The organism is Nostoc sp., from assembly GCF_036917435.1.
Lineage (GTDB): Bacteria > Cyanobacteriota > Cyanobacteriia > Cyanobacteriales > Nostocaceae > Nostoc.
On sequence record NZ_JBALDM010000023.1, the window covers coordinates 73,656 to 92,018 of the forward strand.

16 protein-coding genes are annotated in these 18,363 nt (G+C 36.8%); 15 read left to right on the forward strand and 1 reads right to left on the reverse strand.

Translation table 11 applies throughout. The features are described 5' to 3' along the window. Nucleotides 1-58 precede the first annotated feature (58 nt). The 15 genes from pseB to V7K98_RS10015 all read left to right on the forward strand — a co-directional run bounded on the left by pseB (nucleotide 59) and on the right by V7K98_RS10015 (nucleotide 16,051). On the forward strand, nucleotides 59-1,048 hold the full coding sequence (gene pseB / locus V7K98_RS09945; RefSeq protein ID WP_335021227.1) for a UDP-N-acetylglucosamine 4,6-dehydratase (inverting): 990 nt from the start codon (nucleotides 59-61) through the stop codon (nucleotides 1,046-1,048). Next, complete coding sequence (gene pseC, locus V7K98_RS09950; protein ID WP_335021229.1) at nucleotides 1,006-2,211, forward strand: UDP-4-amino-4,6-dideoxy-N-acetyl-beta-L-altrosamine transaminase; 1,206 nt, start codon at nucleotides 1,006-1,008, stop codon at nucleotides 2,209-2,211. The genes pseB and pseC overlap by 43 nt, the downstream gene beginning before the upstream one ends. Then, the gene (locus V7K98_RS09955) at nucleotides 2,208-2,954 is read left to right on the forward strand and encodes a glycosyltransferase family protein (RefSeq protein ID WP_335021231.1); all 747 of its coding nucleotides are present in this window, start codon (nucleotides 2,208-2,210) and stop codon (nucleotides 2,952-2,954) included. The genes pseC and V7K98_RS09955 overlap by 4 nt, the downstream gene beginning before the upstream one ends. Before the next feature lie 4 nt (nucleotides 2,955-2,958). Beyond that, entirely contained in the window at nucleotides 2,959-3,600 is a 642-nt protein-coding gene (gene hisH, locus V7K98_RS09960) for an imidazole glycerol phosphate synthase subunit HisH (RefSeq protein WP_335021233.1), read from the forward strand. After that, nucleotides 3,593-4,381 carry an imidazole glycerol phosphate synthase subunit HisF gene (gene hisF, locus V7K98_RS09965; protein WP_335021235.1) on the forward strand — a complete coding sequence of 263 codons (789 nt, stop codon included), beginning with the start codon at nucleotides 3,593-3,595 and terminating at the stop codon, nucleotides 4,379-4,381. The genes hisH and hisF overlap by 8 nt, the downstream gene beginning before the upstream one ends. Before the next feature lie 24 nt (nucleotides 4,382-4,405). Then, nucleotides 4,406-5,590 carry an N-acetyl sugar amidotransferase gene (locus V7K98_RS09970; protein ID WP_335021237.1) on the forward strand — a complete coding sequence of 395 codons (1,185 nt, stop codon included), beginning with the start codon at nucleotides 4,406-4,408 and terminating at the stop codon, nucleotides 5,588-5,590. A 59-nt stretch (nucleotides 5,591-5,649) separates the two neighbouring features. Beyond that, nucleotides 5,650-6,426, forward strand: coding sequence for a phytanoyl-CoA dioxygenase family protein (locus V7K98_RS09975; protein WP_335021239.1), 777 nt, complete (start codon nucleotides 5,650-5,652; stop codon nucleotides 6,424-6,426). A 19-nt stretch (nucleotides 6,427-6,445) separates the two neighbouring features. Then, a complete protein-coding gene (locus V7K98_RS09980) occupies nucleotides 6,446-7,441 on the forward strand; it encodes a class I SAM-dependent methyltransferase (RefSeq protein WP_335021241.1) in 996 nt (331 codons plus the stop codon). After that, a complete protein-coding gene (pseG, locus tag V7K98_RS09985) occupies nucleotides 7,442-8,482 on the forward strand; it encodes a UDP-2,4-diacetamido-2,4,6-trideoxy-beta-L-altropyranose hydrolase (RefSeq protein WP_335021243.1) in 1,041 nt (346 codons plus the stop codon). Between the two features lie 59 nt (nucleotides 8,483-8,541). Further along, entirely contained in the window at nucleotides 8,542-9,459 is a 918-nt protein-coding gene (locus tag V7K98_RS09990) for a phytanoyl-CoA dioxygenase family protein (RefSeq protein WP_335021245.1), read from the forward strand. Then, nucleotides 9,446-10,006 (forward strand): UDP-4-amino-4,6-dideoxy-N-acetyl-beta-L-altrosamine N-acetyltransferase, encoded by a 561-nt coding sequence (gene pseH, locus V7K98_RS09995; RefSeq protein WP_335021247.1) that lies wholly within the window; start codon nucleotides 9,446-9,448, stop codon nucleotides 10,004-10,006. The genes V7K98_RS09990 and pseH overlap by 14 nt, the downstream gene beginning before the upstream one ends. A 4-nt stretch (nucleotides 10,007-10,010) precedes the next feature. Then, entirely contained in the window at nucleotides 10,011-11,063 is a 1,053-nt protein-coding gene (pseI, locus tag V7K98_RS10000) for a pseudaminic acid synthase (RefSeq protein WP_335021249.1), read from the forward strand. A 118-nt stretch (nucleotides 11,064-11,181) separates the two neighbouring features. Next, on the forward strand, nucleotides 11,182-15,231 hold the full coding sequence (locus tag V7K98_RS10005) for a glycosyltransferase (RefSeq protein ID WP_335021251.1): 4,050 nt from the start codon (nucleotides 11,182-11,184) through the stop codon (nucleotides 15,229-15,231). 122 nt (nucleotides 15,232-15,353) lie between these two features. Next, nucleotides 15,354-15,728 (forward strand): type II toxin-antitoxin system RelE/ParE family toxin, encoded by a 375-nt coding sequence (locus tag V7K98_RS10010; protein WP_335021253.1) that lies wholly within the window; start codon nucleotides 15,354-15,356, stop codon nucleotides 15,726-15,728. Then, the gene (locus tag V7K98_RS10015; RefSeq protein WP_335021255.1) at nucleotides 15,725-16,051 is read left to right on the forward strand and encodes a helix-turn-helix domain-containing protein; all 327 of its coding nucleotides are present in this window, start codon (nucleotides 15,725-15,727) and stop codon (nucleotides 16,049-16,051) included. Before V7K98_RS10010 ends, V7K98_RS10015 begins: the two co-directional genes overlap by 4 nt. 22 nt (nucleotides 16,052-16,073) lie before the next feature. Here the strand turns inward: V7K98_RS10015 and V7K98_RS10020 are convergent, their stop codons facing one another. Next, nucleotides 16,074-18,320, reverse strand: coding sequence for an O-linked N-acetylglucosamine transferase, SPINDLY family protein (locus V7K98_RS10020; protein WP_335021257.1), 2,247 nt, complete (start codon nucleotides 18,318-18,320; stop codon nucleotides 16,074-16,076). Between the last annotated feature and the right edge of the window lie 43 nt (nucleotides 18,321-18,363).

The window sequence follows — 18,363 nt, forward strand, 5'->3', positions numbered from 1 at the left end:
AATTCCACTTTAATATTTTTGCAAAAAACCTAATTTTGAGATCACAAAGAAGCACAAAATGTTTAATGGCAAATCTATTTTAATCACTGGTGGTACAGGTTCATTCGGCAAGCAATTCGTAAAAACGGTTCTCAGTCGATATCAGCCGCATAAAGTCATAGTTTATTCACGGGATGAACTCAAGCAGTATGAGATGGCGCAGGAGTTTAACGCACCAGCAATGCGCTACTTTATTGGGGATGTGCGCGATCGCGATCGCCTGCGTCTGGCAATGCGGGATGTGAACTATGTAGTTCATGCTGCTGCACTTAAGCATATTCCTGCTGCTGAGTACAACCCAATGGAATGTATTAAGACAAATATTTATGGCGGTAATAATGTCATTGATGCCGCAATTGAGCAAAATGTGGAAAAGGTAATTGCACTGTCCACAGATAAAGCAGTCAATCCAATTAATCTCTACGGTGCAACAAAACTAGCTGCTGATAAACTCTTTGTAGCTGCAAATAACATTGTTGGTTCACTCCAAACTCGATTTGCTGTAGTTCGTTACGGAAATGTAGTGGGTTCAAGAGGCTCAGTTGTACCCTTCTTTCAAAAACTGATTCAAGAAAAAGCCTCAGAGATTCCCATTACAGATCCACGCATGACCCGCTTTTGGATTACGCTCCAACAGTGTGTAGATTTAGTGTTTAACAGCTTTGAAAGAATGCATGGAGGAGAAATATTTGTACCTAAAATTCCTTCAATGAAAATCACCGATTTAGCTGAAACACTTGCACCGGGAGTCCCAACTAAAATTGTTGGCATTAGACCAGGAGAAAAACTACATGAAGCTATGTTTTCTGCTGAAGCTTCACATTTAGCCTTAGAGTTTGCTGATCATTATCTGATTAGACCGACCATTGAATGTGTTCATACTGTTGATTATACCTGCAACGTTTTGAGTGAAAAAGGAATTCCAGTTCCAGAAGGATTTGAATATAGTTCTGAGATCAATACAGAATGGCTAAAAGGTTTCCAACTACTAGATATGTTGAAGCAATGAATGACTACATTCCCTATGGACGACAAGATATTAGTCAAGAAGATATTGATGCCGTAATTGAAGTTTTGCGCTCAGACTCGATTACTCAAGGCCCAGCTATAGAGAGATTTGAGCAAGCTGTTGCCAACTACTGTGGAGCGAAATATGCTGTAGCGGTTTCTAGTGCGACAGCTGCATTACATATTGCTTGTCTTGCTGCTGGTTTGGGGCAAGGAGATATTCTCTGGACATCACCAAATACCTTTGTTGCCTCAGCTAATTGTGGACTTTACTGTGGTGCAAAGGTTGACTTTGTTGATATTGACCCAAATACCTACAATTTGAGCGTAGATGAATTAGAACGTAAGTTGACTTGGGCAGAAAAGCAAGGTTGTTTGCCTGAAGTATTAATACCAGTGCATTTTGCAGGGCAATCTTGTGAAATGGAACAAATTGCTGCTTTATCACAGCGTTATGGTTTCAAAATTATCGAAGATGCTTCTCATGCGATTGGCGGAAGCTATCAGAGACAACCTATTGGTTCCTGCCAATTTTCCGATATGGCGGTTTTTAGCTTTCATCCAGTAAAAATTATTACAACTGGTGAAGGCGGTATGGTGCTAACAAATCAGGAGGAGTTATATCAGATATTGATTAGATTAAGAAGTCATGGCATAACTCGCAATTCAGATTTGATGAAAGGAGAATCTCACGGTTCTTGGTATTATCAGCAATTGGAATTAGGTTTCAACTATCGGATTACAGATATCCAAGCTGCATTGGGTGCTAGTCAGATGCAACGACTCGATGAGTTTGTAGAACGTCGGTGGTTTTTAGCCAACCGCTACAATCAGCTACTGCAAGATTTACCGTTGATACTGCCGTGGCAACATCCAAATACTGACTCTAGCTGGCATCTTTATGTAGTTCGGCTCAAGCTGGATAAGATTGATAAAACTTATGGACAGATATTTGAAGAACTTCGCAATGCAGGAATTGGTGTGAATTTGCACTATATTCCTGTTCACACACAACCTTATTATCAGCAGCTAAATTTTAAGTGGGGAGACTTCCCCCAAGTTGAGAAGTATTACCAGGAAGCAATTTCCCTTCCTTTGTACTACGGCTTAACACAAGAAAAGCAAGAAAGAGTAGTCAAGACACTACAAGAGATTGTCTTATGAGAATTGTCGCTATTATTCAAGCCCGTATGGGATCTACTCGCCTACCTGGGAAGGTAATGAAACAACTTTGCGGTCAGACTGTTATGGCACACGTAATACGTCGGGTTCAAGCTTGTCCATTAGTTGATGAAGTGGTTGTGGCAACAACTACATCTTTAGTTGATGATGTGATTGTGGCAGAATCAGAAAGATGTGGTGTTAAATGGTTTCGCGGAAGCGAAGAAGATGTGCTAGAGCGTTACTATCTAGCAGCTAAAAAATATAGCGCTGATGTGGTGGTCAGAGTAACTTCTGACTGCCCACTGTTTGATCCTGAAGTTCTTTCACAGATGTTGGAATACTTTAAAACTGAAACAGTTGAGGGTTTAAAAATAGATTATTTGAGTAATTGCTTGAATCGCAGCTATCCGCGTGGTTTAGATGCAGAGGTTTTTACCTATGAGGTTTTAGAAAAAGCATTTGAAAAAGCAGAAAAGCCTTATGAGAGGGAACACGTTACGCCCTATATATACGAGCATCCTGAAAAATTTTCTCTACATAATCAAACAAACGATGAAGATATATCTCATTATCGCTTGACTTTAGATACTGAAGCTGATTGGACATTGATAGAATCAATTTACACAAACTTATATGAAGATAGTGAAATCTTTTCAACTGAAGAAGTAATCTCACTCTTCAAAGAAAAGCCAGAGTTGGCAACACTAAATACTCATATTCAGCAAAAAGAAATACATAACTAATTTAATGAATCAAAGTAAAGTTGCAATTATTGACTATGGAATGGGTAATCTGCGTTCGGTTGCTAATGCTTTTGCATCTCTCAACTATCCTGCATTTATTACCAAAAATCCAGAGGATTTATCCCAAGCTAGCCATATAGTTTTACCTGGTGTTGGTGCTTTTGGTGATGGTATAAAAAATCTTCAATCTGCTGGTTGGGTAAATATTTTAGAAAAAGAAGTCATAGAAAACGGTAAACCATTTCTCGGAATTTGTCTGGGTATGCAGTTATTAGCTACTGCTGGAACTGAGCATGGTTTTCACAAAGGCTTAAATTGGGTTTCTGGTACGGTTAAACGGTTAGAAAGCAACGAATCATGTATCCGAGTACCTCATATCGGATGGAATGATGTTCACTTTTTAAAAAATGACTATTTATATACTGGATTAGGTGATTTTCAAGTTTTTTATTTTGTACACAGTTATGTCTTTCATCCAGAAGATACAAGTATAGTCTGTGGAGTTACTTCTCATGGTTTAGAGTTTATTTCCAGTATTCATAAAGGTAATATATATGCGACTCAATTCCATCCAGAAAAGAGCCAAAAAGCTGGATTGGCAGTGTTAAGAAATTTTATTAAATCAACAATGCCAGATAATGCTTAAAAAAAGACTCATCCCTATTTTACTTCTAAAAAATGGCTTGCTGGTTCGTAGTGAGTTATTTAAAATTCATCAAATTATTGGTAATCCTATTCATGAAGTTAAACGTTTTAACGAATGGAATATTGATGAATTAATATATCTCGACATTAGTCAAAATCAGACATACGACTTACGTCGTGATGACCACAAAATTAAAGATTTAACAGAACCGCTAACAATATTAGACGAAGTTAGTAAAACTTGTTTTATGCCGTTAACTTGGGGAGGAAAAATTCGTACAATTGACCAGATGCAACAAATAATTAGTAGAGGTGCTGATAAAATTACAATCAACACAGCAGCAGTAGAAAATCCAGATTTAATTACTCAAGCTGCAAACTTTTTAGGTAGTCAAGCAATTGTAGTTAGTATTGATGTATTTCGACATCCTAATGGAGAAACAGAGGTTTTTATTGATGGTGGTAGTAAGCCTACAGGCATGAAACCTGAAGACTGGGCTAAAGAAGCAGAAGAAAGAGGCGCAGGAGAGATTTTACTGAATAGTATAAATCGTGATGGCACTGGGCAAGGCTATGATTTAGAACTCATTAGTGTAGTTACCTCTAATACTAAAATTCCAGTTATTGCTTGTGGTGGTGTTGGTAGATATGAGCATTATGTTGAAGGCATAAAAGCTGGTGCTTCTGCTGTCGCTGCTGCTAATATCTGGCATTTTAAGGAATTGTCAGATAGAGGAGGAAAGCGAGCATTAGCAAAGGCTGGTATTGAAGTTAGGTTGTAAAAAATTCAAAAAGGAAGATAAATTATGTCGGTTCAATATTGTACAAAATGTGTTTATCCTTCATCAAGTGCAGTTCCTTTAATGTTTGATGAGGAAGGAGTTTGTTCTGGGTGTCGTGTTCATGAACAGAAAAAGTCTATAGATTGGGAGCAACGCTGGCAATGGCTGAAAGAACTTACTGATGAGTATCGTAGTGATAGTAACTATGACATTGTTATCCCAGTTAGTGGAGGTAAAGATAGTTACTTTCAGACTCATATTGCTGTTAAAGAATTAGGTCTCAAGGCACTTTTAGTAACTTATCACGGCAACAACTATCTCCCTGAAGGCGAATACAATCTTTATCGTATGCGCGAAGTATTTGATTGCGACCATATAATTGTTCGCCCTAGTGTGGATGCCCTAATTAAAATGAATCGTGTTGGTTTCAAGCTACAAGGTGATATGAACTGGCACGCACACTGTGGCATTTTTACAGTACCGATTCAAGTTGCAGTTCGTTATAAAGTACCTTTGCTCTTGTGGGGTGAACACGGTTTTATGGATTTAGGGGGTATGTATTCCTACAATGATTTAGTGGAGTTTACCGCCAAACATCGTTTAGAGCATAACCTTAGAGGATATGACTGGGATGATTTCACCGATGATGGTTTGGAAAAGCTGGGGCGTTCTGAACTCAAAGAAGGTTTGACAGCTAAAGATTTGATGTGGGGGCAGTATCCATCTGATGAAGAGATTGATCAAGTAGGGGTGCGTGGTCTCTACCTATTCAACTTTCTGGACTGGGAAGGAAATCAACAAACTAAGCTGATGACAGAACTGTATGGGTGGCGTCCAGCAGAGCAACCTTTTGAGCGTACTTACCGCAGAATATCCAATTTAGATGACATGCACGAAAACGGCATACATGATTATCTAAAGTTTATTAAATTCGGTTATGGACGTGGATCAGATCATGCATGTAGAGATATCCGACCCGGCATTATGACCCGTGAACACGGAATTGAGATGGTAAGAAAATACGATCACGTCAAGCCGCGTCGAGATTTAGAACGCTGGTTGAAGTACGTTGATATGACTGAAGAGGAGTTTGACTCCATTTGTGATACTTTCCGCGATCGCCGTGTGTGGCGTATTGAAAACGGACAGTGGGTAAAAGATAACATTTGGGGAGAGCCATCAGCCTATGGCACTGTTCATCAGAGTTAAAAAGTCTAAAAAAAGAGTGTGAAAAATAGAGGTTACTTACAGGATATACAAGGTTAAATATGCTTAATAAGACTCAAATAGAACAGTTCCATAAAGATGGATTTCTACTCATGCCATCGGTTTTAAAACAAGAGCAACTTGTGGAATTGAGAAATTCTCTGATCAGTTTGTTTAACTCGGAAATCAAGTTTGAAGGAGATAATAATAATTTAAGAAATGATATTTGTAATAGGTATCAGGAATTTCGATGGCTACTTATACATCAGCCTATACTGTCTGTATTAAAGTCTCTATTAGGAACAGACTTTGTTTATCTTCCTGAGATCGGAGCGCAAAAATCCTTTTATTCAACTTGGCATAAAGATACAACATCACAAGAAGCGAACGGACTCCAGTTTCAATGGGAACCTAACTATTTAATGTTAGAAGCAGCCATATATCTTCAAGATAATGATGAGTATGGTGGTGGTCTTGATGTTATTCCAGGTTCTCATCTATATCCTGATCTATCAACAAATAGTACAGCGCATGATTTTTGGTCAAAAATCACGCCACCACCTTATATTCATTCAATTCCAAGTAAGGCTGGTGATTTAGTTTTATTTGATTTCCGCATTAACCATAAAGCCTCTTTGCCAATTAAATGTGCTGTAGATTCAATACCAGATTCAAAGCAGAAATTTGCAATTTTTATTGCCTGTAGTGCCAATAATGAGCATGTTGTTAGCTATAAAAATTTTATTTATAGCCGACCAACATATTACTATTTGAAAGATTATCAATATCAAGAAGATTTTCTTCAATTAGTTAGAGACAACGGATTAATACTTGCTTAATTAATAAAATCAAAGAATTATGTTTAAAGAAGCAGACATTCGCCCAAAAGAATTATTAGCAGGACAAGCTGAAATATTAGCTGATGATATAAATCTTTTACTAAAATACAAAAATGATTTTGTCTCTGTTTCTTGTCCTGCTTGCTGTTCAATAAATAGCGATCGCATTTATGAAAAGTACGGTATTCAGTTTGTAAGTTGCCGAGAATGCGAAACAGTTTATGCTAATCCAAGACCTAGACCGGAACATTTGGAAGAGTATTATAAGTACTCCAAAAATTATGCTTATTGGAATAAATATATATTTCCAGCTTCTGAAATAACAAGAAGAGAAAAAATTTTCAAGCCAAGAGTTCAAAAAGTTATTGATATTTGCCACAGGTTTAATGTATCAACAGACACGATATTAGAAGTGGGAACAGGATTTGGTATTTTTTGCGAGGAGATGAAAAAAACTGGTGTTTTCCAAAGAGTATTGGGGGTAGAACCTGCTCCGGATCTAGCCGACACTTGTCGTCATCGTGGTATAGAGGTAATTGAAAAACCCATAGAACAAATTGATTTTGGGAATAACCGAATCAATGTAATTGTTAATTTTGAAGTAATTGAGCATCTATTCTCGCCTAAAGAATTTGTATTGAAGTGTTATGAACTTCTAGTTGAAGGAGGAATATTTATTTTAACTTGTCCAAATGTCAAGGGCTTTGATATAGTAACTTTAGGAAATATTTCTAGTGCTGTGGATAATGAACATATTAATTTGTTCAATATTCAATCTTTAACGATTTTGTTAGAATCTTGTGGTTTGGAAGTTATTGAGAAACAAACTCCTGGACAGTTGGATGCTGAATTAGTACGCAACAAAATTATTTCTGGTGAATTTGATGTGACTAATCAACCTTTTCTAAAACAAATATTAATGGATGATTGGGAAAGTAAAGGCGAAGCATTCCAGAAATTTTTATCGGAAAATAAACTCTCATCAAATATGTTACTGGTTGCTAGGAAACCTTAAATGAATTTGGTAATTCGTGCAGATGCTTCAAGTCAAATTGGTACAGGTCATTTAATGCGCTGTTTTGCTTTAGCCCAGACTTGGCAAAGAAATGAAGGGAAAGTTGTTTTTTGCATAAATGATAAAGCATCAGTTTTAGCATCTAGATTCATATCACAATCCATGCAAGTTGTTTATTTAAAATCATCGCCAGGAAGTAATGAAGATGCTCAAGAAATATCAAATCTGGCACAGCAGCTTAATTGTCAATGGGTTGTTGTAGATGGCTATCACTTTCAGGCAGAATATCAACAAATAATTAAAGATTATGGGTTAAAGTTTTTATTTGTTGATGACTATGGACACGCAAAACATTACTATGCCGATATTGTCTTAAATCAAAATATTTCGGCTCATGAGAGTTTATATAGAAATCGAGAACCTTATACTCAATTATTACTTGGCACGTGCTACACATTATTGCGGCAGGAGTTTTGGCAGTGGCAAGGATGGCAACGAATCAACCCGCCCATAGCCACTAAGCTAATAATTACAATGGGAGGTGCTGACCCTGATAACGTCACTTTGAAAGTGATTGAAGGGTTACAGCTAATATCAGTTGAAGAACTGGAAGTTGTGGTTGTTGTCGGAGGCAATAATCCCCATTATGAACAACTGAAATTAGCATCACAAGCATTGCAGTTTCCAATTCGGATAGAAAGGAATGTTACAAATATGCCTGAGTTAATGGCTTGGGCTGATTTGGTGGTAACTGCTGGTGGTAGCACTTGTTGGGAACTGGCTTTTATGGGTTTACCCAGTTTGATTTTAATTTTGGCAGAAAACCAACAAGCGATCGCCCAAAAATTAAATGCAATGGGAGTAGCTAGGAATCTAGGTTGGCATAAGGATATTTCCGCTATTAACATAGCAGATGCGGTTTCACAATTACTCACATCAAATAAAACACGATTAGATATGACTAAATGTAGTTTGGGTTTAGTTGATGGCAAAGGGGCTGCTAGAGTTGTAATGTTTTTGACAGGTAAAAACTCAACGTAACGTGAAATAGTATAGTCTCTATATTTTTATGAACTATTATTTATTGGAGTCTCAAAACTATGAAAATCAAATCTCATCAACTCGAACAATTGCTTGATCAAGGCTACGTTTTTCTGAGTCAGCTTATCAATCAACAAAAGTGCCGCGAAGTACTGGAATATACAAAAAGCACCAGAAATTTTGGTCTAGACTTGTTTTCAGATGAGGCAGATTTTCGTGTTAGCCCACACTACAAAGGTGTAAATCCCGTCCCTGGAAGAAATCTTCTGGAAAAGATAAATCTCAGTTTTATAGAAGAGAATGAAGTGCTGCATCCATTACTAACAGAATTGTTAGGTGATGATTATTATATTGTAATTAAAAAAGTAATTTGTGGAGTACCAAAAGAATGGATACCTAACTGGGTATGCTCAGAAATTGACAATCTACCAGTTGCTAACTTGGGATGTTTTATTAAGCCAGAATATCGAGATATAACTTATTTTAGAGGTATAGATTTTCACCAAGATATCATTGATTACAAAAATTGTTACTCAGATTTTATTACTCTTTATATATATTTAGATGAGGTTTCTGAATTAGATTCACCTTTGTTTATTCTCCCTGAAAGTCACACATTTGGAGCTACAACATTTCCCCATGACTTAGTACCCAGTGAACACGCTCCTAATGGTTGGGCATATTCAGATCGTCGAGGTCATCGTAAACTTTTACAGTGTCAAACATTAACTGGTTTTGCTGGTGATGTCTGGTTTTGGCATCCTTGTTTTTTGCACGGTACTCAACCGACAGTAGAATCTCGTTCTAGAATATCTTTGCGTTATATAATTGCAAAATCTGCAACTGCTTCCAATACATTTTTAGACCATGTAAATAGTAGTATAAATGCACCTTTATCTCTTGAAAATACCAGAGATGATATTAGTGAAGAAGGCAAATCTATTATGCGAGGAAATACCATTAATGGAAAAACCTAAGAGTGAAGATTACCGACTCAGAGCCTTAGAAGAGTCAGATTTACAACAGGTGTTAGAATGGCGTAATTCTGATCGTATCCGCGCAAATATGTATACTGACCACATTATTAGCATGGATGAGCATAGAGAATGGTTTGAAAAAATTACTAAAGATGATAAAGATGTTTATAAAATATTTGAATTTAAGGCTCGTTCATTAGGGGTAGTTAATGCTACTCAAATAGACAGAGTTAATCAAAAATGTTCTTGGGCTTTTTATTTAGGAGATGAAAACGTACCTTTAGGTAGTGGGGCAGTCATGGAGTTTCTTTTTCTCAAATATATTTTTGAAGAATTGAAAATTAGAAAACTATGTTGTGAAGTTTTTGGATTTAATTTGACGACTATTAAGTTACACCAGAAATTCGGTTTTAGAGAAGAAGGTTGTTTTAAACAGCATATATTCAAAAATAATATATACCAAGACGTAATAAGTATGGCTCTATTAGTTGATGAATGGATAATTAATAAACCTAAATTAGAAAAATTATGTTTTTCACAAAATTAGCCCTATGAATGAAATAGAAATCCAGCAACAGAAGATAGGAAGCATCCATAAGCCTTTTATTATTGCCGAAATGTCTGGGAATCATAATCAATCATTAGAAGTAGCCCTAAAAATTGTTGAAGCTGCGGCACAAGCCGGGGTACATGGTCTGAAAATCCAGACTTATACTGCCGATACAATGACTTTAGACATAGACAAGGGTGAATTTTATATTAAAGATCCTCAGAGTTTGTGGTTTGGTAAATCACTATATCAGTTATACCAAGAAGCTCATACACCTTGGGAATGGCATAAACCGATTTTTGCTCGGTGTAAAGAACTGGGAATCATTGGTTTTAGTACTCCCTTTGATGCTACTGCTGTAGATTTTCTCGAATCTCTAGAAGTACCTTGTTATAAAATTGCTTCTTTTGAAAATACTGATTTACCTCTAATTCGCAAAGTTGCCAGCACTGGTAAACCGATGATTATTTCTACTGGTATGGCGACAATTTCAGAGTTAGACGAAACAGTGCAGACAGCGAGGGAAGCTGGTTGTCGGGATTTGATATTACTCAAATGCACCAGTACTTATCCAGCTACACCAAAGGATACTAACTTGCTAACCATTCCTCATCTTGGCGATTTATTCAATGTGCAGGTGGGGTTATCTGATCACACAATGGGGATTGGTGTTGCTGTTGCGGGTGTTGCTTTGGGGGCGACATTCATTGAGAAACACTTTACCCTCCGTCGGGCTGATGGTGGCGTTGATTCTGCTTTTTCAATGGAACCAGAAGAAATGCATCAACTGGTTGTTGAAACTGAAAAAGCTTGGCAAGCGCTGGGTAAGATAAATTACGGGCCGATGGAAGCGGAGAAAACATCTTTGACTTTTAGGCGATCGCTCTACATTACCCAAGACATGAAGACGGGAGATATATTTACGCCGGAGAATCTGAAGGCAATACGTCCTAGTCTTGGCTTACCACCAAAGTATTACGACTTTCTCCTCGGTAAACAAATCAAACAAGATGTCAAAAGGGGAACACCAGCCAGATGGGATTGGGTAAGTTAGTTAGAAACTAAGGCGATCGCCCTAAGTTGTTAAAAATCTGAGAAAAAGAGATTTTTTAGACATATTAGGAACCTAGTACTTTTTCAATCGATAGAATACTAAAATACGGAAATTAAAAATGTTAACTATAGAAGATGTAATTGCCAGTCAAAAAGACCTCGCTCTACTATGTGCTGACCGACCATTACAAACTAATGAGGTATTTTTTGGAAATTCTTTTTATGGCATGGATTTCATTATCAAGAAATACGTAAATTTTCCTGAAAAATATCCGCTAAAAGTTTTATTGGTACATGGTCCAGATTTGAGCAACAACCATCTGTGGCAAGCAGAGATAGAATCTCCTTTGCTTAATATATATTGTTATCCAAGTTATCGAGAAGATGTATATATTAACGCAGTTAAAAACTGCGAAGCTAAAAAAAGTATTATCCCAGCAGCATCACCATTTTTATATGCAACAGAAATTCTGAAAAGAGAACCAAAACCTAATCGCAGTGGAACTATCTTTTTCCCTTCTCACTCCACTGGTTACGTTACAGTTCAAATGGACTTTGAAGCCCTTGCAGAAGAATTAATACATCTTGATGATGAATATCAACCTGTTACAGTATGTCTATACTGGAAAGATTTTAACTTAGGTAGGCATATTCCATTTCAAAAAAGAGGAATACAAATAGTTTCTGCTGGACATGTTTTTGACCCTAATTTTTTATTCCGTTTTTATCATCTTTGTTCCATGTATCGCTATGCTTCTGGTAATGAGCTAGGAACACACATGTTTTATTCCATCAAATCTGGTTGTTCTTACTTTCACATAAATTCAATTGAGAGTACTTACACGGCTGAAAGTGAAGCTCTACTCAAACATGACATTGCATACACACCTCCTGATAGAGAATTAGCTTTAAAGTCACTTTTCGCCGTGCCTCAACCTCAGACTACACCAGCACAAATGGCGATAGTTGATTACTACCTCGGTGCTAAGAATCTTAAATCGAGCCTAGAACTTTGTCAAGAGTTAATTGATGCTGAACTTCTGTTTAGGACTCAAACGAGATTTAGGATTATTTCTCTATCTAGCGAAGTTGTATTTAATAGCAGGTTAGAAAGAGATAACATTCCTAAGTCCAGTGAATCAATCCAGATAGAAAGCATATTATGTAAAAATAAAGAATTACCTTTAGTTAGTATTTGTATTCCTACTTTTAATGGAGAATCATTTATATTAGAAGCTATTTCTAGTGTAATATCTCAAACTTATCCTTCTATAGAAATTATTTTTTCTGATGATGATTCTAGCGATCAAACTCTAGAACTCATCAAGTTAGTTCTAGAGAAAACCACTGCTATTTTTACAGTTATTAAGCACGAGAGATATGGATTAGCTAATAATTGGAATTTTTGTATTTCTCAAGCTAAAGGCAAATATATAAAGTTTTTGTTTCAAGATGATGTATTAGAGCCAAATGCTATTGAAGAAATGGTCAATTTGTCCGAACAAGATGAAGAGATAGGTTTAGTTTTTTCGCCGCGAGCACTCTTCACTAATACTGGTCATACCGTTTATGATTCAAACTTTTTAATGCATCACGAAGCCAAGGATGTACACAAAGCTTGGTCAACATTAAAACTGATTCAATCAGGACAGGAACTTTTACTAGATGCAAATGTACTTGATAATCCAATTAATAAAATTGGAGAACCAAGCACAGTCCTTATTAGAAAAGATGTGTTTGACAAAGTAGGATTATTTAATCCTGAATTTTGTCAACTTGTAGATTTAGAGATGTGGCTCAGAATTATGAGTCGATACAAAGTTGGTTTTGTTGACAAAATTTTATCTCATTTTAGGATACATTCAGAACAACAAACTCGTCGAAATATTGCTTTAAAGGATACTATTTTATTAGATTACCAAAAGCTGTTTCAGACAATTTACAATGATACACGCTATCCTCAAGTAACGAGACAACAGGCTCTTTATAGATACGCAGCTTTAAATGACCAGAATGCTGAATTATGTCACTTGCGAAAACAAATAGCAGAAGAATGGCTAAATATTTCAGATGAACAGATAAAAGATAGGTACGTGAGTCTGCTAGGTAAAACACATCAGATGTTACTGAATAGTAGCATCAAATATGAAAGTCTAACTGAGGAAGAAGAAATTTTCGCTAATCATATAGTTAAAAATATATCTCAAGGTTTTGAGCAGCCAAAAGCGATACAGCATTTACTAGCAGCTATGCTGTATCGTCGTGCTGACCAGTTACCATTACAGCATGATCTATCTTCCATACCTCGTTGGTTACTTAAGGACTATTTGCAATTCCTATTTTCATCCCCAGTCAACTTTCAAGAACTAGACGATGCAGATAATTACTATTACTATATCCAGTGTTGGATTGATTATTTACACACATCGATACTAAAAAATACTGATTCTCCTTTGTGGGATGAAATAATTAATAATTTTGCTCCCATTGCTAATTTTATTCCCCTATATTTTAATGAGCATAATCTTAAAGATATCTATACTAAACGTGGAGAGATTATAGAGTTTTTCCTGAAGCTTAAGGGTTATGAGGTAGATTACGAGTTTGCTGATAGACCTATAACAAGAAAAAAAATACGGTTGGGTGTCCTGGCTGCATATTTTTTACCTGGCTCTGAAACATTTGCTTACCTTCCTATTTATGAGTATATCAGTAGAGATTTTGAAGTAATTTTGTACTCTCTTAATCAAACTGGTCATCAACTAGAGCAATATTGCCAAAGCTGTGCAAACTCCTTCAAGCTACTACCACAAAATTTAGCAGAACAGGTAAATATTATTCGAGATGACGATCTCGATATATTATTCATCGCTACTAATGTGACGGCGGTGATGAATCAAATCTGCCTCTTGTCAATGCATCGGTTGGCTAGAATACAAGTCACAAGTGGCGGATCGGTTGTTACTACCGGAATGCGACATATTGATTATTACATCTCTGGTACACTAACCGATCCCTCACTAATGGCACAAGAGCAATATCAAGAAAAGTTGGTGAAACTTGAAGGAACTGCTCATTGCTTTAGTTATGGAAATGAACAAGACAATACAACTGTAAAAGTTGATCGGGAAAGTTTGGGTATATCTGAAGAAACAGTTATTTTTATCTCTGGTGCTAACTACTTCAAAAGCATTCCACAACTCATTAATACATGGACAAAAATTATTTTTGCAGTTCCAAAATCTGTTTTAGTACTTCTACCATTCGGCCCAAATTGGTCAAATGCTTATCCTAAAAAAGCTTTTGTGAATCACTTGAATAAAGTATTTTCAAAGCATGGAATACCAGCAGATCGATTAATAGTCTTAGATCCTCAACCAGTACCAAATCGACAAGAGGTTAAAGCATATTTCAGTATTGCTGATGTGTATTTAGATTCTTATCCATTTGCAGGAACAACTTCTCTAGTAGAACCATTAGAGGTTAATCTGCCAGTTATTGCTAGACGGGGAAATAGCTTTCGATCTGCAATGGGAGCCGCAATGATTCAAGCATTGGATGTCCCTGACTTAGTGGCGGATAGTGAAGAGTCTTACATACAGTTAGCAGTTGCACTTGGAATTGATCCTGAATTACGCCAACAAAAGAGCGCCCAAATCAAAGAAAAAATGGAAGGTAATCCTAGTTTTCTAGATAGTCGCTCTTACTCAGCTAAAATAGGCGAACTTTTCCAAGAACTATTTAGTAAATATCTTGCAGATACTCTGAGTCAAAATTTCCGCTTAGGAGATATTAACCTAATTATTTTCCCAGACTGGTCACAACCAGAAGACTTGCTATATCAAGATTTAGCAAATGTTATTTCTATTCTCACTACTCACCCAGATAAAAGTCATATAACTCTTCTGATAGATACTCAAAATATTTCTGAGGAGGAAGCGGATATGCTTTTATCGTCTTTGACCATGAATTTGCTTATGGAAGATGATGTAGATATAACTGAGGGGCCAGAAATTTCTCTGCTAGGTAAGATAAGTGAGACACAATGGAAAACTATTTTGCCTAGAATTAATAGTCGAATTACTTTAGAAACAGATAATCAATGTGCGATCGCACTAGCAAAAGCCGAAACTCTTCCATTATCCGACGTAGACAACTTAAGTTTGTAGTAAGCACTAAAGTGCTTAAATTTCTAATGTACCGAATCTTCCCTCTCGCAACTTACCTCAGAGTGGCGCGGGGGACATTTTATGCTATTGTCTAACTTGTTTTATAGTAAATTTCATATAAAATGGATGATGGCGAAGATATTATAGAAATTCCTTTACAACCTTTGGTTTGGATGGGAGATTCTCTCAAAAATATCCGTTCATTTCCTGAAGAAGTCCGTGCATCAGTGGGCTATGCGCTGCAATTAGTGCAAGCAGGAGAAACACCAATAGATGCCAAGCCTTTTAAAGGGATTGGAAGCGGCGTGTATGAAATCGTCAAACGCTACGATACCAATACTTACAGGGCTGTTTATGCGGTAAAGCTTGGAGAGAAAATCTATGTCCTACATGCTTTTCAGAAGAAATCAAAGCAGGGAATTAAAACCCCACGGGCTGATGTTGACCTGATTAAACAACGCTATAAGGACGCAATGGCTAGGGAGAAACAACAATGACACAGGAAACCGTTTTTGAAGAAAGCAGTGGCAACGTATTCACTGACCTTGGTTTGTCGAATGCAGATGAACTTTTTACGCGGGGCAAAATAGGGATTCAGGTACTCCGCCTCCTCTCTCAACGCAACCTGAAACAGCGCGAAATCAGCGAACTTCTTGGCATTCCCCAGCCAGAAGTATCTCATTTGATGAAAGGAGAGTTTCAACGGTTCAGCGAGGGCAAACTCCTCATTTTCCTCAAGCGACTCGATACGGAAATCACCTTGCATCTTCGCCCTCGTCATGAGCTAGAACAATCTGCTGAAACTGTGATACCCCTATAGTGGTAAAACCCGCCCGATCTGGTTAAAAACCTTGCTTTATTCCATACAATTGAGAACCGCTATAATTCTCCCACATCTGTTGGTAAGCTTTCTCCATTTCACGGGTAAACTGCTTACCATTCCATAGGGGTGCTGTTTGTCGAGATGCTTTCAATTTTAAAGCCACCTGCTGGCGTAAAGTCTCATCTTTCCCCAATCGGATACCCCACTCAATATATTCTTCATCAGTCCAAGCAATACCTTCTGTGATTCCTGCATTCATCATCATGGTGTAGCTATTACGCGCTGCAAATTGTTCGCCGACTCGCGTCACCAAGGGGATACCCATCCATAATGTTTCTAAGGTTGTTGTCGCTCCGTTGTAGGGAAATGTATCTAATACAATATCAGCAATGCCTAAATTAGCACGATGAACTGATTCTGAATGAACTATTGGTAAAAATCGTAACCGAGAAAAATCTACACCTTCTTCTTCAGCAATTTGGTAAAAGAAGCGTTTAATTGTTTCCTCTTCAGAAAGCCCCTTAATCAAAAAGTAGCTGTTAGGTACTTGTTTGATAATTTGCATTTGCCATTTTGTTGTTTCTGGATGGCGTTTATATCCTCTTTGGGCGCTAAGATATACAACGGCATCCATAGGGATATCTAAGTCATCACGGCGGAGTGTTGGTACACCAACTTCAAAACCATCTACTGCTATATAAGTTTGGGGTAATCGCCAGATTTTCTCTGTATAGTAATTTTGTGCATCATCTGGCAGTACATAAGGATCTGCGATAAAGTAATCAATTGCAGGTATACCCGATGCATCCCACCCTAGCCAAGTAACTTGAATTGGGGCTGGCTTGAGTGCCATCACTTCACTGGTAATATCTAAAGTGATGCTATCAAGGTCAATTAAAATATCAATTTCATCTTGATATATCTGATCAGCAATTTCTAGAGCATTCATACCTAATTTATGAGCATTACCTGCATTTTCTGCATACCAATCCTGTAGAAAATCATCTACTAATTGATAGTTCACAAAATAGGTATGAATATCAAACTTATCTCGATCGTGATGATGAAATAACCAGCGAGCTAGCCAACCAACAGAATGATTCCTTAAAGCGTAAGATATATAACCAATTTTTAATTTATTAGAACGCGAAAATAAATCTTGATTGTTGATATTTTTGTGGCAGTATTTTTTTCCTTCGGATTGTGCAAAAGCTTGAATATAATTATTAAAAATCTCAGCTACCTTATTATGAATAGCTCGGAAATCAGCAGGAGCATCTTTAATATGAGGTATTGCAAAAGATGGAGTAAGCAACCGTAATATTCTTCCTTCTTCTAAAGGAATTCGTTCAGCTTTAATAAACTGTTGAAACACGGGTTCCAATTCTTGACAAGTTTCACATATCTCTTGCCAATATCCTCCTGCTGACATTAGACCCCTTAACAGTAAATGGAGTGCAAAAATTTTATCAGCCAAGCCTTCTGATAAGGAATAACACAACTTAGCTGTCTCTATTCCTTGAGAATAATTACGAGAGTCTTGATAAAAAATCGCTAAGTGCCGCAAAATTTCTACATTATCTGGCTCCAATCGTAAATGCAATTTTAGCAGAGATGCTGCTAGTAAAGGCTGCCGCAAAGTATGACCAATTTTCAGAGCAGCAGGAAGGAGTATAGAGAAGCATTGATGAGGATCAGAGAAATAAGGCAGACTAGCTTCTATTAAATTTAGATTGATTGGATGTAAGGGAACAGTATTTAAAAATTCTTTTAAAACTTGGATTAGTAACTCGGTATTAATTTCTATATTTTCTTTTGCGGTTAATCTTTCAATTAATCCCCACTCATTCAAATAATCAATTTCTTCAAGCTTTTCCAATTTGATAGAAAGGATGACAATTTGAAGCAAATTATTTATACAACTAGGATTGATTTCACGAATATGCTGGCGAATTAACCAAGCTAGAGAGTATTCTACCAGTGTTTCACGCCTTTCAGCTTCTCTTTGCAAAACTTGAACTAGTTCATTTATCCAAATTGGTAACTGTTCTTCATCAGCCTCTGTCATTGGCAGCATCCAAGTCATTTGAGCTTCAGTTTCTTGCCCTTGTAATAACATTAGTAGTCCTAAACGCCAATAATAAGAAATAGTATTTGGTTCTATTGCTATTGCTTGCTCGTATAACTTTGCTGCTTGCAAATATTTCTCTTGAATGAAGTATTCTTCAGCCTGATTTTGCCAATTATATATAATATCAGTAATCATTTTTATTTTCATAGAAAAAGTATCGGCAATCTAATGGTGAATA

Bases quoted from the DNA above. Each gene is read 5' to 3' on its own strand.
- pseI (WP_335021249.1), top strand. From the start codon at position 10,011: ATGAATGAAATAGAAATCCAGCAACAGAAGATAGGAAGCATCCATAAG.
- V7K98_RS09970 (WP_335021237.1), top strand. From the start codon at position 4,406: ATGTCGGTTCAATATTGTACAAAATGTGTTTATCCTTCATCAAGTGCA.
- V7K98_RS09980 (WP_335021241.1), top strand. From the start codon at position 6,446: ATGTTTAAAGAAGCAGACATTCGCCCAAAAGAATTATTAGCAGGACAA.
- V7K98_RS10020 (WP_335021257.1), bottom strand. From the start codon at position 18,320: ATGATTACTGATATTATATATAATTGGCAAAATCAGGCTGAAGAATAC.
- hisF (WP_335021235.1), top strand. From the start codon at position 3,593: ATGCTTAAAAAAAGACTCATCCCTATTTTACTTCTAAAAAATGGCTTG.
- pseG (WP_335021243.1), top strand. From the start codon at position 7,442: ATGAATTTGGTAATTCGTGCAGATGCTTCAAGTCAAATTGGTACAGGT.
- V7K98_RS09990 (WP_335021245.1), top strand. From the start codon at position 8,542: ATGAAAATCAAATCTCATCAACTCGAACAATTGCTTGATCAAGGCTAC.
- V7K98_RS10005 (WP_335021251.1), top strand. From the start codon at position 11,182: ATGTTAACTATAGAAGATGTAATTGCCAGTCAAAAAGACCTCGCTCTA.
- hisH (WP_335021233.1), top strand. From the start codon at position 2,959: ATGAATCAAAGTAAAGTTGCAATTATTGACTATGGAATGGGTAATCTG.
- pseB (WP_335021227.1), top strand. From the start codon at position 59: ATGTTTAATGGCAAATCTATTTTAATCACTGGTGGTACAGGTTCATTC.
- V7K98_RS09955 (WP_335021231.1), top strand. From the start codon at position 2,208: ATGAGAATTGTCGCTATTATTCAAGCCCGTATGGGATCTACTCGCCTA.
- V7K98_RS10010 (WP_335021253.1), top strand. From the start codon at position 15,354: ATGGATGATGGCGAAGATATTATAGAAATTCCTTTACAACCTTTGGTT.
- V7K98_RS09975 (WP_335021239.1), top strand. From the start codon at position 5,650: ATGCTTAATAAGACTCAAATAGAACAGTTCCATAAAGATGGATTTCTA.
- pseH (WP_335021247.1), top strand. From the start codon at position 9,446: ATGGAAAAACCTAAGAGTGAAGATTACCGACTCAGAGCCTTAGAAGAG.
- V7K98_RS10015 (WP_335021255.1), top strand. From the start codon at position 15,725: ATGACACAGGAAACCGTTTTTGAAGAAAGCAGTGGCAACGTATTCACT.
- pseC (WP_335021229.1), top strand. From the start codon at position 1,006: ATGGCTAAAAGGTTTCCAACTACTAGATATGTTGAAGCAATGAATGAC.